Origin of the sequence: Streptomyces sp. NPDC002265 (assembly GCF_040296125.1) — a bacterium.
In the GTDB taxonomy this organism is placed as follows: Bacteria; Actinomycetota; Actinomycetes; order Streptomycetales; family Streptomycetaceae; genus Streptomyces.
In genome coordinates this window covers 1-14,799 of sequence record NZ_JBEOWS010000248.1, presented here as the reverse complement: position 1 = coordinate 14,799, position 14,799 = coordinate 1, and the positions used below count along the sequence as shown (strand labels likewise).

Genomic DNA, 14,799 nt, shown 5'->3' with positions numbered 1-14,799 from the left:
CGCTGATCCGGCGTGCCGGCGCCCGCGTGATCGGGGGAACCTACCCCTTCGCCACCCGCGCGGTGCCCGCGCCCCGGGGCGCCCCGGCCCGCGCCGTCGCCGCGGCCCGCGACGCGCTCGTCGAGGCCGTACGGACCCGCCTCGCCGCCCCCCGGCACGTCCCCGGCGCCGACATCGACCCCGGGCCCGTGCCCGGCATGGGCCCGGCCGAACGGCGTGCCGCGCGCGGGATGCCGGTCCCCGGCATCGGCGCGGACCTGTCCGGCGGACCTGCCTCCAGCACCCTGGCGCTGCTGGCCGCCGGACTGCCCGGCATGCCGGGGACCGTCCTGGGGCACGGCACCGGCGCGGGGGAGCGCCTGCTGGCGGTCACCTTCAACGACCTGGCGTCCACCGGCCGGGAGGCCGAGGTGGAACGCGCGGGGACGCTCGCGGCCAACCCGCGCCTGCACCACGTGGTGGTGGCGGGCGGCGAGGAGACCCTGCCGTACGCCGATCTGGACGGCCCGCTGACCGACGAACCCGGCCAGTCCCTGGTGACGGCCGCCCGCCACCGCGCCCGGCTCGCATCCGGCAGCGCGGACCACTTCACCGGGTACGGCGCCCGACAGGTCCTGGACGCCCATCCGGCCCGCCTGGCGGACCTGCTGATGGACCGCAAGCGGCGCCACCTCGTACGCCCCGTCGCCGCACTGGCCAAGGCGGACGGCTCGGTGCTGGTCCCCGCGCGCGTGTACGGCGCCGCCCGACGGCTGGCGCGCACCCCCTACCGGGCGGGTGTGGAGGGTCTCGCCGAGCGCCTGATCGAGCGCCGCTTCGACGAGCCCGGGGGAGCCGCGGAGGCGTCGCTCGCCGCGCTGGCGTGGGCGAGACCGGGGCCGGCGGCCCGCTGGCTGACCGGCGAGGCCCTCGCCGACGTGTCCGTCCGTCTCCAGGGGGCGACGAACCGCGCCGGGGGCGGCCCGGGCCAGCGTCCCGGCGACTTCCGCGCGCGTACCGCCCTCGCCCGGCACGCGGCGGACCTGCGCACCCTGGAGCAGGCCGTCGAGATCCGCTTCCAGCGCCTGCACGCGCCGTTCCTCGACAACCAGGTCGTCCGCGCCTGCCGCGCCCTCCCGGAGACCCTGCGGGTACGGCCCGGCGCCCGCGCCGAGATCCTGCGCACGGTCCTCAAGGGCGCCGGCATCGCCGACCTCCCGCCCGGCTGGGGCGCCCCCTCCCACGCGTCGGCGGCCGCCGCCACGCGCACGGGACTGCGGGTGGCCGCGGGCCCGCTGATGGAACTGTTCGACACGCCCCTGCTGGCGCAGGCCGGGATCGTCGAGGCGCGCGTCGTGCGCCAGGCCCTGCGCGGTGCCGCGGCCGGCGAGCCGCTGCCCCTCGACGGCCTCGCCGACCTGGTCTCCCTGGAGCTGTGGCTGCGCCGCCTGCTGGCCCGCCGGGGCACCTGCTGGACGGGAACGCCGGCCCGCGCGCGTGCGGTACCGGCCGGCATCACCCGGGTGATCCCGGCGGTGGAACCGGTACGCGGAGCCCGGGGCCTGACCTAGCCGAGGGCACGGGCGCTGCCGCGGCCGAGAGGACGCGCGTGCCGTGGTCGAGGGCATGCGGGCGTGATGCGGCCGAAGGGACGGGCTGGTGCCGTGGTCGAGGGTACGCGCGTGTGGCGTGGCCGAGGGGACGGGCTGGTGACGTCGCTCAGGGCATGGGCCGGCTGCGTGGCTGAGGGCGCGGGATGGTGACGTCGCTCAGGGCACGGGCTGGTGACGTGGTGAGGGCACGGACTGGTGCCGTGGTCGAGGGCACGCGCGCGTGGGTGGCCGAGGGCGCGGGCGGGTGTGTGGCGGAGGGCACGCGAGGGACGTCGCTGAGGACGCGCGCGTGACGTCGCCCAGGGCACGGGCGCGTGCAGGCGCACGGGCGTGGGCACCGGTGCGTGCGACGCGAGGCGGGTGCGTGCGGCGCGGAGCCGGGCGCACGGAAACGGGCGCCCACCGCGCTCTCCCTTCCCACGCGGCCCGGCAAACCCCGTGCCCCGCACCGGCCCACCAGGGACAATGACCCGGTGCGGTACAGAATCCTGGGTGTCACCGAGGCGGCGGACGACCACGGCGGTGCCGTACCCCTGGGCGGCTCCCGCCTGCGGGCCCTGCTCACCGCCCTCGCCCTGCGACCGGGTCGTGTCACCCTCCCGGAGACCCTCATCGACGAGGTCTGGACGGACGACCCGCCCCAGGACGCGCTTGCCGCGCTCCAGGCCCTGATCGGGCGGCTGCGCCGGGCGATCGGCCGGGACGCCGTCACCTCGGAACCCGGCGGCTACCGGCTCGCCGTACCCGAGAGCGACGTGGACGTCTTCGTCTTCGAGCGGCTCGTAAGGGCCGGCACCGACGCCCTGGCCCGCGACGACGCCGCCGGCGCCGTCCGCGCCCTGGACGAGGCCCTCGCCCTGTGGCGCGGCCCCGCCCTCGCCGACCTGCCCGACCGCGCCGCCGCCGCGACCCGGCCCGAGGCCCTGCGCCTGGAGGCGGTCAGGGCCCGCGCCGAGGCGAGCCTGCGCCTCGGCCGCGCTCACGAGGTCGTACCGGAACTGAAGGAACTGACCGCGGCGCACCCGTACGACGAAGCCCTGCACGCCCTCCTCGTGCACGCCCTGCGCGACACGGGCCGTACCGCCGACGCCCTCGCCGCGTACGAGCACGCCCGCCGCGCCCTGGCCGACGGACTCGGCACCGACCCCGGACCGCAACTGCGGGCCCTGCACGACGAACTGCTGCACCCGACGCCCCCGGCAGCGCACGGCGCACGGCCGGAATCCGCACCCCGGCCGGCCCCGCGCACCGGCAACATCCGGCCCCGGCTGACGAGTTTCGTCGGCCGGGAACCCGAACTCGCCGCGATCCGTTCCGATCTGCACAGGGCCCGTCTCGTCACCCTCACCGGACCGGGCGGCTCCGGGAAGACCCGTCTCGCCGAGGAGGCCGCCGCCGGCCTGCCGGAGGCGTGGCTGGTCGAGCTGGCACCGCTCGACCGGCCGGAGGCGGTGCCGGGCGCGGTGGTCAGCGCCCTCGGTCTGCGCGAGACCGTGCTCATGACCAACGAACTGGCGGCCCAGCAGGACGACCCCGTCGCCCTGCTGGTGGAGCACTGCGCCCCGCGCAGCCAGCTCCTGATCCTTGACAACTGCGAACACCTCATCGGCGCGGCCGCCGTCCTCGCGGAGACGCTGCTGACCCGCTGCCCCGGACTCACGATCCTCGCCACCAGCCGTGAACCCCTGGGAGTCCCCGGCGAGTCCGTGCGCCCCGTCGAGCCGCTCGTCCCCGACCAGGCACACCGCCTCTTCACGGAGCGCGCCGCCGCCGTCCGCCCCGACGCCGCCGACGTACTGCGTGACACGCGGGCCGTGGCGGAGATCTGCCGACGGCTGGACGGGCTGCCGCTCGCGATCGAACTGGCCGCGGCCCGGCTGCGGCTGCTCACCCCCCGGCAGATCGCCGACCGCCTCGACGACCGTTTCCGCCTCCTCACCTCCGGAAGCCGTACGGTCCTGCCCCGCCAGCAGACCCTGCGGGCCGTCGTCGACTGGTCCTGGGACCTCCTCGACGAGGCCGAGCGGACCCTGCTGCGCGAGGTGTCCGTGTTCGCGGGCGGCTGGGACCTGGAGGCCGCGGAGGCCGTCTGCGGCGGACCGGTCGCCGAACTGACCGGGGCGCTCGTCGACAAGTCCCTGGTCGTCGCCACCCCGTCGCAGCGGGACGGCACCACGGGCATGCGGTACCGCATGCTGGAGACCATCCACGAGTACGCCACCGAGCGCGCCGCCGAGGTCCCCGGACTGCGCGCCGCCGCCGAGCGCGCCCACCGGACCTGGGCGCGCGAGCTGGCGGAGCGGGCCGAACCGCTGCTGCGCTGCGCCGAGCAGCTCGTGTGGATCTCCCGGCTGGAGGCCGAGCTCGACAACATCCGCACCGCGCTGGACCGGTCCCTGGCCGCCGGCGACGAGGCCGAGGCGGGAGCCCTCGTCCTGGCCATGGGCTGGTTCTGGTGGCTGCGCAACTACCGCCACGAGGCCACGGGAAACCTGGACCGCGTCCTGCGCCTGGGCGCCGTCCTGGACACCGTCGACGGTGCGCCGGCCGGCCTGCCCCCGCTCGACTCCGTCGACCCGGTGGAGGCCTACCTCCGCTCCCCGGACGGGGAGGAACACCATCCGCTGCGGGCACTGCGGATGGACGTCCGGATGCTGCACCTCTTCCTGACGATCGAGTCCGAGCCGGCACATCTGCTGCTGGACGAGCGGTTCGCCCGGTACGTCACCCGGGTGCAGAACGTCTTCAGGGCGGGCGGCCCCGCGGCGGCCCGGATGCCCGGCCTCGTCTGGCCGATCACGACGTACGCCCTGTCCGGTCCGGCCGACGTCCGCTCCGCCATGGACCTGGCGGTCGCCAACGCGCGCGCCCACGGCGGCGACTGGGAGATCGGCGTCGCGCTGATGTCCCGCACGCACCTCGTCGTCGACACCCCGGGCAACCTGCGCGGCGTCGACGGCGACGTGGCGGAGCTGCGGACGCTCAGCCGGCGGGTCGGTGACCGCTGGATGCGGGCCCAGGTGTGCAGCGTGGCCGGCGAGGCGGCGATGGTGCGCGGCCGGTTCGAGGATGCCAGGGGCGAGTACGAGGAGGCGCTGCGGCTCGCCCGCGAGGTCGGCGCGTACGCCGAGTCGCCGTTCCTCGTCGCGCGGCTCGCGGAGATCTCCTACCGCTCCGGAGACCGGTCGGGCGCCCTGGCCGGGCTGGACGAGGCCACCGAGACCGCCGACCGGTACGGAGTGTCCGACTCCCGCGCCTACGTCCTGCTGCTGCGGGCTCTGATCAGCCTGACCGACGGGGATTTCGCACAGGCCCGCGAGCTGTGCGACGCCGCCCGCACGGAGACGGGACGGGCCACCCCGCCGCCTCAGTTCCTGGCGATGCTGGACGCGCTGGACGCCATGGTCACGGCCGATGAGCAGGGCCCCGATCGTGCCCTGCCGATGGTGGCCGACACCCTGCGCGTGGCCGTGGAGATGCGGTGTTCCGAGGTGATCCTGTCGGCGCTGGCGGATCTGGCGTCGGACCTGCTGGCCCGGCTCGGTGACTTCGCGCGCGCGGTACGGCTGCTGGCCGCGGCCGACCGCTGGCGCGGCGGGCATCCCCGCCTCATGCCGGAACGCGCCGAGGCCGACCGGATCGAGGCGGCCGCCCGCGAGGCGCTGGGCGTCGGCCCCTACGACGCCGAGCGCACCCGGGGCGCCCGCCTCACCGTGTCCGACGTCCTGCGCGAACTCGGCTCGGGCGCACCTCAGCCGCCTACGAGCACGTGAATCGCGACTCCGCCCAGTCGGCCGGCACCACGGAGCCGAGCGGCCCGCGCGGTTCCACCACCAGCCGTACGGTGTGGCGTCCCGAGAGGCCGACATGGACGGGCGCGGCCGGCTCGCCGCCCCGGACCGTCCCGGACTTCCACAGGCGCACCTCGTCGGCGTAGACGGAGAAGCGGACCGCACCGAGACCCAGTGCCCTGTCGTCGACGCCGACCAGCGCGTCGTAGGCGGAACAGGCGCGGTTGAGGTCGATGGTGACGGAGGAACTGCCGTGCACGCTCACGCCGGTCGTGTACCGCTTGCCGGCGATCGAAAGGCCGGAGCGCTGCCACACCCAACTGCTCTCGCCCAGCCGCATCTCCGGCGCGGTGCCGTCGCCGACGACGTCGTACGGCAGCTCGCTCCACTGGTAGACGGCCGGGGGCGGCGGAGTCGGGGTCGGGGTGGGCGCCGGGGGCTGCTCCGGTTCCTGCGCCGGTTCCTGCTCCTGCCGCGTCGGAGCCGGAGCCGGGCGGGCCGGGGAAGCAGGACTGGGGGTCGGCTTCGGCTCGGCGGCGGGCACCGGGGGTGGAGCGGGCGTCGGCACCAGCACCGCCGGCTTCGCCGCCGGCGGCTCCTTCGACGGTGCGGGCGTGACGGACGGCTCCGGCTCGACCGCCGGAGCGGAGGAGGGCCGTACCGCGGCCTCCGGCTTCTTCGCGGGACTGTCCTGACCGACGAGCGCGAGCGCCACCGCGGCCGCAGCCACGGCGACCACCCCGGCCGCGATACCGGCCTTCACCGGCGCGCCCAGCGCCTCCGAGGCCGCCGCGCCCGCCCCGGCACCGCCGGACGAGCCACCGCCTGCCGTTGCCGCTGCTCCACCGCCTGCCGCTGCCCCGCCTGCCGCTGCCGCTCCGGCAGCTCCTGCCCCGCCGGCGATGAGCCCGAGCGCCTTGGCGTATCCGGCGGCGCCGAACCAACCGAGGACGGCGAGCGGCACCACCGCCGGGATACCGCTGGCGACCTCCTCGATCTGCGTCGCGGCCAGTCGGCACCTGGCGCACTCCTCCAGGTGCTTGCGCAGCCCCCGTTCGGCGCGGGTGCGCAGTTTGCGGCGGGCGTAGGTGCCGAGCTGATCGGTGTAGCGGGCGCACTCCTCGTCGCCGGCGACGGCTGTGCTGACGTGCGCCTGGAGATAGGCCTGCTTGAGGCCCTCACGGGCGCGGCTGGCCAGCACGCGCGTGCCGTTGGCGTCGAGCCCGAAGAGCACGGCGACCTGGCTCGGCGACTCGTTCTCGACCTCGGTGTGCCACAGCACGGCCTGCCACCGCTCGGGCAGCGACCGGAAGGCCTGCATGGCCATGGACTGCTCGGCCTCGTGCAGGGCACGGACGTCGGCGCCCAGCTCCAGTGTGTCGTCGTCGGACACGTCCGAGGCGCGGGTCGCCCCGGCGGCGAACACCGCGAAGTCGTCCACCAGCTGTTCCCGTCTCGCCGACCGCGTCCAGTTCGCGGCGACGCGGCGGACGGAGGTGAGCAGATAGGCGCGTACGGCGTACCCGGGGCCGGCACCGCCGCGCACCGCCTGGAGCATGCGGGCGAAGACCTCGGCGGTGAGGTCATCGGCGGTGTGGGCGTCCCGGCAGCAGGTGCGCGCGTACCGGCGCACGGCGCCCGAGTGACGCCGGTAGAGCTCCTCGTAGGCCGTGTCGTCGCCCGCCCGCATCCGGTCGATCAGATCGAGGTCGGCCGGCGGCAGCTCCACGGACAGCGGCGGCCGCGTATGAGCCGGCAGTTCCTGAGCCGGAAGTCCCTGAGCCGGAAGTCCGTGAGGAGGAACTTCCTGAGGGGGAAGAGCGCCGTCCTCGCGCCGATCACGCTGCGCCGGAACGGTGCCCTCGGCCGAAGCCTGGCCGGTGCTTCCCTCCGGAGCGGGGACACGGCCTTCCGCGGAAGCCGGGGGGCCGTCCTGCGGCGACGACGGACCCGCCTGCGTCGGACCCGCGCCCGCGCCCTCGCCCGAGGCCGGGCCGCGGCCCGGTGACAGGTCGGTCCGGCCGCCCTGGGCCGGCACCTGCGGCGTGGCCAGGCCGTCGGCCTGCGCGTCACCGTCTTCGCGTGCCCCGCCCCGCCCGTCAACACTCATCGCAGAAAGCCTCCGCCGCCTGCACCACCAGTCCCGACCACCGCGTCAGAGTGCCACAGCGGCATCGGCCGGGGCCCTGCGGTTGAAGGCATCCACTCGTCCGTGGGGACCTTTCGTCAACCAGTACTAACTCTCACCCGAACGGGGGATGTTCGACCGAATGCCCAACTGGACCCCCTCACCGCAGAGCTGAGCAACCAGGCCGCCAACTCCCGTGTCCGAGCAGCCAAGCAGCCAACTCCCTTGTCCGGACAGCCGGACAGCCGGACAGCCGGACAGCCGGACAGCCGAGCGGTCGGCGACGGGGCGCGGCCGCGCCCCCAGCGCCCCGCACCACCTCCACGGGGCACCCACCAGGGCGCGTCTACGGTCACCCGCCGGGCCGGAGCCACGGGTCACCCGCCGGGCCGAAGCCCGGCAGGATCCCCCGTCCCGCACTCACGCTCACGCCGGTCGGGACCGCAGTCCCTCCAGCAGGATGTCCAGCAGCCGCGCCGAAGCCGCCGCCTGCTGCGCGGCGTCCGGCAGCGAGGGCGCCGCCGTCGCGATCACCAGCAGTACGTCCGACACCGACACGTCCGTACGCAGCTGGCCCGCGGCCCGCGCCCGCTCCACGAGCCGGCCCACGACCTCCAGCAGCGCAGCCGCCCCGGCATCGTCGACCGCACCGGCCCCGATGTCCTCGGACACCAGCCGCAGCTCACCCTCGTCCGGCTGCGTCCGCTGCGCGGGCACCCGGGTCTCGTCGAGCGCATCGGAGCCGGACTGCTCGTCGGCGACCCCGACCCGCAGGACCTGCGGAGGCAGCAGCCGCCCGGCACCCGAGGCCACGGAGGTGCGCAGGAAGCGCGAGAGCGCCGACCACGGCTCGTCCTCCTGACCCAGCGCCGTACGGGCCTGGTCGGTCAGCCGGGAGGTCTCCTCCTCGGCTATCCGGCGCACCAGGACGTCCTTGCTCGGGAAGCGCCGGTACACCGTGCCGACCCCGACCCGGGCGCGCCGTGCCACGTCCTCCATCGGCGCGCCGTATCCCAGCTCGCCGAAGACCTCGCGGGCCGCCCGCAGTACGTGTTCGAGATTGCGCTGTGCATCCACACGCAGCGGCGTCGTGCGCGCTGCGTCCCCGCGTCCGTTGCCCGCCGCGGGGGCGAGCGTGGATGCGGACGACCAATGAGAGTCCTGAATGTGCATAAGTGATCCCCCGGTAATGACGTCTCCCCCCGGAGACTCTCCCCGCCATCTAAATTGCCGGGGCGTACGGACAGGCCTCGTGCGCCCGGCCCCGCCCTGCGGGATTCCGTCGGCCCTCTCGGACCGGCCGGCCCCGGCGAGCCCGATGCACGCCTCCCCTTGCACCCCGTCGATACACGAACATAGTTGAGTGGGAGTCAATTCAGAAGGGGCAGGTTCCGCACGGAGCGCCCCCCGATCGGAGTACGGGCCGTATACGTCCTGAAACCACCCCTTACGGCCCCCGGCGCACGCCCCCTGACCTGCGGACCTTCCCCGAACTCCGGCGATCCGGCCAAGTCGGGGCAGCTCGGGCGCGTGGTCACACAATTTGCCGGGCCTGTGGACAAACTCCGGCGCCGGGTGCGTCATGGGACGGTGAAGGAACGTGCGCGCATTCTCGTTGTCGGCGGCGGCTACGTCGGGCTGTACACGGCACTGCGGCTCCAGCGGCAGCTGAAACAGGAACTCCGCCGGGCGGAGGCAGAGATCACGGTGGTCACACCGGATCCGTACATGACCTATCAGCCGTTCCTGCCCGAAGCCGCCGCGGGCCTGATCTCCCCACGTCACGTCGTCGTGCCGCTGCGCCGGGTGCTGCCCCACTGCCGCATCGTCATCGGCGAGGCCACCGCGGTCGACCACGCCAAGCGCACCGCCACGGTGACCACTCTCGCCACGGACGAGGAGGGAACGGGCCCGCTGCACCTGACGTACGACGAGATCGTCCTCGCCCCGGGTTCCGTCTCCCGCGTACTGCCCATTCCGGGCCTCGCCGACTACGCGATCGGCTTCAAGACCGTCGAGGAGGCCATCGGGCTGCGCAACCACGTCATCGAGCAGATGGACATCGCCTCCTCCACCCGCGACCCCGCGATCCGCGACGCGGCCCTCACCTTCGTCTTCGTGGGCGGCGGCTACGCCGGGGTCGAGGCGCTCGGCGAGCTGGAGGACATGGCCCGCTACGCCGCCCGCTACTACCACAACGTCCGCCCCGAGGACATGAAGTGGATCCTCGTCGAGGCCTCCGACCGCATCCTGCCGGAGGTCGGCGAGGCCATGGGCCGCTACACGGTCACCGAACTGCGCCGCCGCAACATCCAGATCCTGCTCGGAACCCGTCTGGAGTCGTGCGCGGACCGGGTCGCCGTCCTCAGCGACGGCCAGCGCTTCCCGACCCGTACGGTCGTGTGGACGGCCGGCGTCAAACCCCACCCGGTCGTCGCCGCCACCGACCTCCCGCTCGACGGGCGCGGCCGTCTGAGGTGCACCCCCGAGCTGACGGTCGACGGCGTCACGCACGCGTGGGCGGCGGGCGACGCCGCCGCCGTCCCCGACGTCACCGCGGCGGAGCCCGGCAAGGAGACCGCCCCCAACGCCCAGCACGCGGTCCGCCAGGCCAAGGTCCTCGCCGACAACATCGCCCGCTCCCTGCGCGGCGAGCCACTGCTGACGTACTCCCACAAGTGCGTCGGCTCGGTCGCCTCCCTCGGCCTGCACAAGGGCGTCGCCCACGTCTACGGACGCAAGCTCAAGGGCTACCCGGCGTGGTTCATGCACCGCGCCTACCACCTCAGCCGCGTACCGACCGTCAACCGCAAGGCGCGCGTGCTCGCCGAATGGACGCTGTCGGGACTCTTCAAGAGGGAGATCGTCTCGCTCGGCTCACTCGAACATCCCCGTGCGGAGTTCGAACTGGCGGCCGGTGGCAAGCCTTCTGACGACCCGAAGGGGTCGTCCTGACCGGACTCCGGAACTTCCCCGGCCACCCCGGCGTCTGACGAATATCGGGCCGGACGGCCACCTGCCACACTGACCCCCGAGCCCCGGGCGAGCCCGCCGCTCGCCCCGTGAACCCACGAGGCTGTTCCCCCAGTGCTGCATTTCACGGTGCTGCGACAATGTGCGGCCACCGCCGCGCGGCCCCCGGAGCCACGGCCGGGTCCGGAGCCGGCCGACGACGACTACACGAGGCAAGGATTCGTGAACTTCACGCGCTGGAGCGCCCGGCTCCCCGGAACGCAGCGCCGCGCCGCAGCGCGGACCGACCACAAGGTCACCCCGGACCGGCGGGGCGACGGCTCCGTGCCGGCGGCCCGCGCCGAACACCTCACCGACGAGCCGCCCACCGCGCCCGTGGTCGACGAACTCCCGGTGCGCGAGGTCCTCGACCGCGTCCCCGCCCTCGTCGCCCTCGTCCACGGCCCCGACCACCGCCTCGCCCACGTCAACGACGCCTATACGACGGCCTTCGGCGCCCGCCCGCCCGGCGCGCCCGCCGCCGAGGCCCTCCCGGAGCTGCGCGAACTGGGGCTGCTGCCGCTCCTCGACCAGGTCCTGCGCAGCGGCAGGCCGCGCACGCTCAAGTCCCGCAAGGCCCCCGACGGCCGCTCCTACACGTTCACCTGCACCCCGGTCGCCAAGGGCGGCGACGGCGACGACGGCGTCCTGGTCTTCGCCACCGACGTCACCGACCACGCCGAAGCCGCCGAACGCCTGCGCGCCAGCGAGCGCCGCCAGCGCGAGACCGCCGTCACCCTCCAGCGCTCCCTCCTCCCGCAGGAACTGGAGGAGCCCGACGACCTGCGCATCGCCGCCACCTACCAGCCCGGCGGCACCGAAGCCGCGGTCGGCGGCGACTGGTACGACGTGATCACGCTCGGCGGCGGCCGCACGGCCCTGGTCATCGGCGACGTCATGGGCAGAGGCGTACGCGCGGCGGCCGTCATGGGCCAGCTCCGCACGGCGGTCCGCGCCTACGCCCGCCTCGACCTGCCCCCGCACGAGGTGCTCCAGCTCCTCGACGGCCTCGCCACGGAGATCGACGCCAACCAGATCGCCACCTGCGTGTACGCCGTCCACGACCCGAACGAGGGACGGCTCGTCTACGCCTCCGCCGGACACCTGCCCATCCTGGTCCGCAATGAGAACGGCACCGTCCTGCGCGCCGACGAGCCGACCGGCCCCCCGCTCGGCACCGGCGGCTGGGTGCACGCCTCCGGCTCGGTCCCCCTCGGCCCCGGCTCGACGGCCGTCCTCTACACGGACGGCCTGGTGGAGCGCCGCGACGAGGACCTCGACGAGGGCATCGCGTCCCTGGAGCGCGCCCTGGCCGGCGCGACCGGCACCCCCCAGGTGGTCTGCGACCGCCTGGTCCGCTCGGCGGGCGTCACCGCCGACCACGACGACGACGTGGCCGTCCTGGTCCTTCAGCACCCCGCCCGCACCGGCGCGGACGGCGAACTGTTCCGCAACGCGGCCCTGGAGCTCCTCGGCGGTGTCGAGGCGGCCCCCCGCGCGCGTGCCTTCGCCTCCGGCGTCCTGACCAGCTGGCGCTTCCCCGCCGAACTGCACGACCTGGGCGTCCTGGCGGCCAGCGAGCTCGTCGCCAACTCCCTCCAGCACGGCACCCCGCCCATGCGGCTGCGCCTGCGCCGTACCGACCGCCGCCTCATCGTGGAGGTCACCGACGGCGACGACCACCTGCCCCGCCGCCGTCGTGCGGAACCCGGCGACGAGTCGGGCCGCGGCATCGCCATCGTGGCGACGATCGCCTCCAACTGGGGCAGCAGACGGACGCCGGGCGGCGGCAAAGCGGTCTGGTGCGAGTTCGTACTGCCGAAGGCCGCCGAACCGGCCGGCTGAGCCCGATCGGCTGAGCACGGTGGGCTCGGCCGTACGGACGAAAAAGGCGGCGGCCGCCCTCCCGGACGACCGCCGCCTCATCCGTCTCACACGTCCACGGCCACCGGCTCCGCGGGCGCCCCGCCCCGCGCGACCACCCGGCCGCGCCCGAGCCACGGCTGATCCTGCACGGCGGTCAGCTGCCGCCCCAGCCGTACGCCGAGGACGGTGATCCCGAGCGAGAACAGCAGGAACGTCACGACGTACGGCGCATGCAGCGAGGCCCCCATCGGCCCGCCGACGGCCGGACCGATCGCCAGTGCCAGCTGCTTGACCAGAGCGAACGCCGAGTTGTACTGACCGGCCATGCCCTCCGGGGCCAGATCGGCGACCAGCGGCGCGACGGTCGGCGACAGCATCGCCTCACCGAGCCCGAACAGCGCGTACGTCGAGACGAACACGGCCGTCGCCATCTCCTGGCTGCCGTGCCCGAGCCCCGCGTACCCGGCCGCGACCCAGGCTACGGCCCAGACCAGCCCCACGGCCGCGATCACCCGCGAGCGCCGCCTGCGCTCGACGAACCGCAGCACGGCGAACTGCGCGACCACGATCATCGCGGTGTTCGCGGCCAGGGCCGTGCCGAGTGCGGACGGGGAGATCCCCGCAGCCTCCACCCCGTAGGCGCTCAGCCCGGACTCGAACTGTCCGTAGCAGGCGAAGAAGAGGACGAAGCCCAGTACGCACAGCTGCACCATCGCCCGGTTGCCGAGCAGCTGCTTCCAGCCGCCCCGGGCCGCAGGGGCGGGCGCGTCCCCGATCCGCGGGGAGTGCGGCATCCGCACCGTCGACATCACCACGGCCAGCAGCAGGAACACCGCCGCCTCGATGCCGAACAGCAGGGTGAAGGAGGAGACGCGGGTGGTGTCGACGAGGTGGCCGCCGATGAGACCGCCGACGCCGAGCCCGAGGTTCTGGAGGAAGAACTGAAGGGCGAAGGCACGGGAGCGGGTGTCGGACGTGGAACAGTCGACGATCATCGTCGCCAGCGCCGGCTGCATCACGGCCTGCCCGGCCCCGAGCGCCACCGCGGCGCACAGGACGGCGGTCGCGTTGCCCGCGAGCCCCAGACCCAGCGCGCCCAGCGCGGCGGTGACCAGGGCGGCGAGCAGTACCGGCCGCGGGCCGCGCCGCACGATCGCCCGTCCGGCGAACGGCAGCACGATCAGCGCGGACACGGCGAAGACGGCGAGTACGAGACCCGCCGTCATGGCCCCCAGCCCCCGCACCTGCGCCACATAGACGTACAGGTAGGGGACGGTGAAGCCGAGCCCGAACGCGCTGAGTGCGTTACCCACGTGGATCCGGCGCATCGCTGCGCCCATCGCCCTGGTCACGTTCACCTCTCTCGAGTTGACGAAGCCCCAGCCGTTAGGGCTGAAGACTTCAAAGCTAAAGTTCGAAGCTAAACAGTACACGTTGAAGGACTTCGATGCGAAGCGGCCCGTGCCATACTGCGGACATGGGCGATACCCCCGGCGGCCGACTCGGCGAGCCCACACTCGAAGAGCAGATCGCGGCCTACCAGCGCGAGTTCCAGGACCTCGACCCCCAGGTCGAGAAGATCGTCTCGGCGCTGTCCCGTCTGAACCGCCGGATGAACGTCGCTTACGGCCGCCAGACCGCCGCTCTCGGCATCAGCAACGCCGAATGGGAGGTCCTGAAAGCCCTCGTCCTGTCCGGCGCCCCTTATCGAATGGGCCCCAGTGATCTGGCCAAGCGCCTGGGCCTGACCCCGGCCGCCATGACCCATCGGATCGACCGCATGGTCACCGAGGGTCTGGTGACCCGGGAGCGCGACGAGTCCAACCGCGTCCGCGTGATCGTGGAGCTCACGCCCGAGGGCCGCGGGATGTGGCTGGAGGCGATGCGCCTGGCATCGGGCTTCGAGGAGGACCTGCTCCAGGACCTGTCCGCGGAGGAGCGGACGGTGCTCGGCGAGGTCCTGACCAGGCTCCTGCGCAGGGTGGAGCACGCCCAGCCGGACGCCGGCGGCCGGCTCAGCGATCTCGACTGAAAAGATCTTGACAGGGGCTGGTTGACGGCCCTCTGCCGGATGCGTATAGTTCTCCGGGTTGCCACGGAGCCGTATCGGTTCTGCGGCGGCGTCTCCTGCCGCGGATGCGGCGACAAACCACCAGCATGATCGCCCGATGGGGTTCTTTTCGGCGTGCCCGAATTTGAATTCGATATCGGGGTTCGGCGTGCCTTGAACGACTCGAACGGGTCGATTGGGAATCGCCGGGAAGATCCGCTAAGGTTTGGGACGTCGGAACGGCCCAACGGCCGGGAAGGCAAAGCCCGCTGACTGGGAGTCAGGCCCGAAAGAGTCTGATAGAGTCGGAACCGCCGGAAAGGGAAACGCGAGAGCGGGAACCTGGAAAGCACCGAGGAA

General features: G+C 74.0%; 8 protein-coding genes. 5 read left to right on the top strand and 3 right to left on the bottom strand.

Going from position 1 to position 14,799, the window contains the following annotated elements; translation table 11 throughout:
* Together ABT085_RS32555 and ABT085_RS32550 are read left to right on the top strand one after the other, a co-directional pair.
* The coding region (locus tag ABT085_RS32555; protein ID WP_351616074.1) for an asparagine synthase-related protein at window positions 1-1,550 on the top strand (1,550 nt) is incomplete at its 5' end.
* A gap of 515 nt (window positions 1,551-2,065) precedes the next feature.
* The gene (locus ABT085_RS32550; RefSeq protein ID WP_351616071.1) at window positions 2,066-5,365 is read left to right on the top strand and encodes an ATP-binding protein; all 3,300 of its coding nucleotides are present in this window, start codon (window positions 2,066-2,068) and stop codon (window positions 5,363-5,365) included.
* On the opposite strand, the gene ABT085_RS32545 is transcribed toward ABT085_RS32550, so the two are convergent.
* Both ABT085_RS32545 and ABT085_RS32540 read right to left on the bottom strand, forming a co-directional pair.
* Window positions 5,352-7,493, bottom strand: coding sequence for a sigma-70 family RNA polymerase sigma factor (locus ABT085_RS32545; protein WP_351616069.1), 2,142 nt, complete (start codon window positions 7,491-7,493; stop codon window positions 5,352-5,354). The genes ABT085_RS32550 and ABT085_RS32545 overlap by 14 nt on opposite strands.
* A 444-nt stretch (window positions 7,494-7,937) precedes the next feature.
* Window positions 7,938-8,684, bottom strand: a complete 747-nt coding sequence (locus ABT085_RS32540) for a TetR/AcrR family transcriptional regulator (protein WP_351616066.1) — start codon at window positions 8,682-8,684, stop codon at window positions 7,938-7,940.
* 417 nt (window positions 8,685-9,101) lie between these two features.
* On the opposite strand from ABT085_RS32540, the gene ABT085_RS32535 reads away from it, so the two are divergent.
* Window positions 9,102-10,466, top strand: coding sequence for an NAD(P)/FAD-dependent oxidoreductase (locus ABT085_RS32535; RefSeq protein WP_351616064.1), 1,365 nt, complete (start codon window positions 9,102-9,104; stop codon window positions 10,464-10,466).
* 240 nt (window positions 10,467-10,706) lie between these two features.
* Window positions 10,707-12,368: an ATP-binding SpoIIE family protein phosphatase gene (locus ABT085_RS32530; RefSeq protein WP_351616061.1), complete on the top strand. Its 1,662-nt coding sequence runs from the start codon at window positions 10,707-10,709 to the stop codon at window positions 12,366-12,368.
* A gap of 86 nt (window positions 12,369-12,454) precedes the next feature.
* On the opposite strand, the gene ABT085_RS32525 is transcribed toward ABT085_RS32530, so the two are convergent.
* Window positions 12,455-13,729 carry an MFS transporter gene (locus ABT085_RS32525; protein WP_351616077.1) on the bottom strand — a complete coding sequence of 425 codons (1,275 nt, stop codon included), beginning with the start codon at window positions 13,727-13,729 and terminating at the stop codon, window positions 12,455-12,457.
* A 137-nt stretch (window positions 13,730-13,866) separates the two neighbouring features.
* Here ABT085_RS32525 and ABT085_RS32520 point away from each other — a divergent pair, with 137 nt between their 5' ends.
* A complete protein-coding gene (locus ABT085_RS32520; protein ID WP_351616058.1) occupies window positions 13,867-14,421 on the top strand; it encodes a MarR family winged helix-turn-helix transcriptional regulator in 555 nt (184 codons plus the stop codon).
* Window positions 14,422-14,799 lie beyond the last annotated feature (378 nt).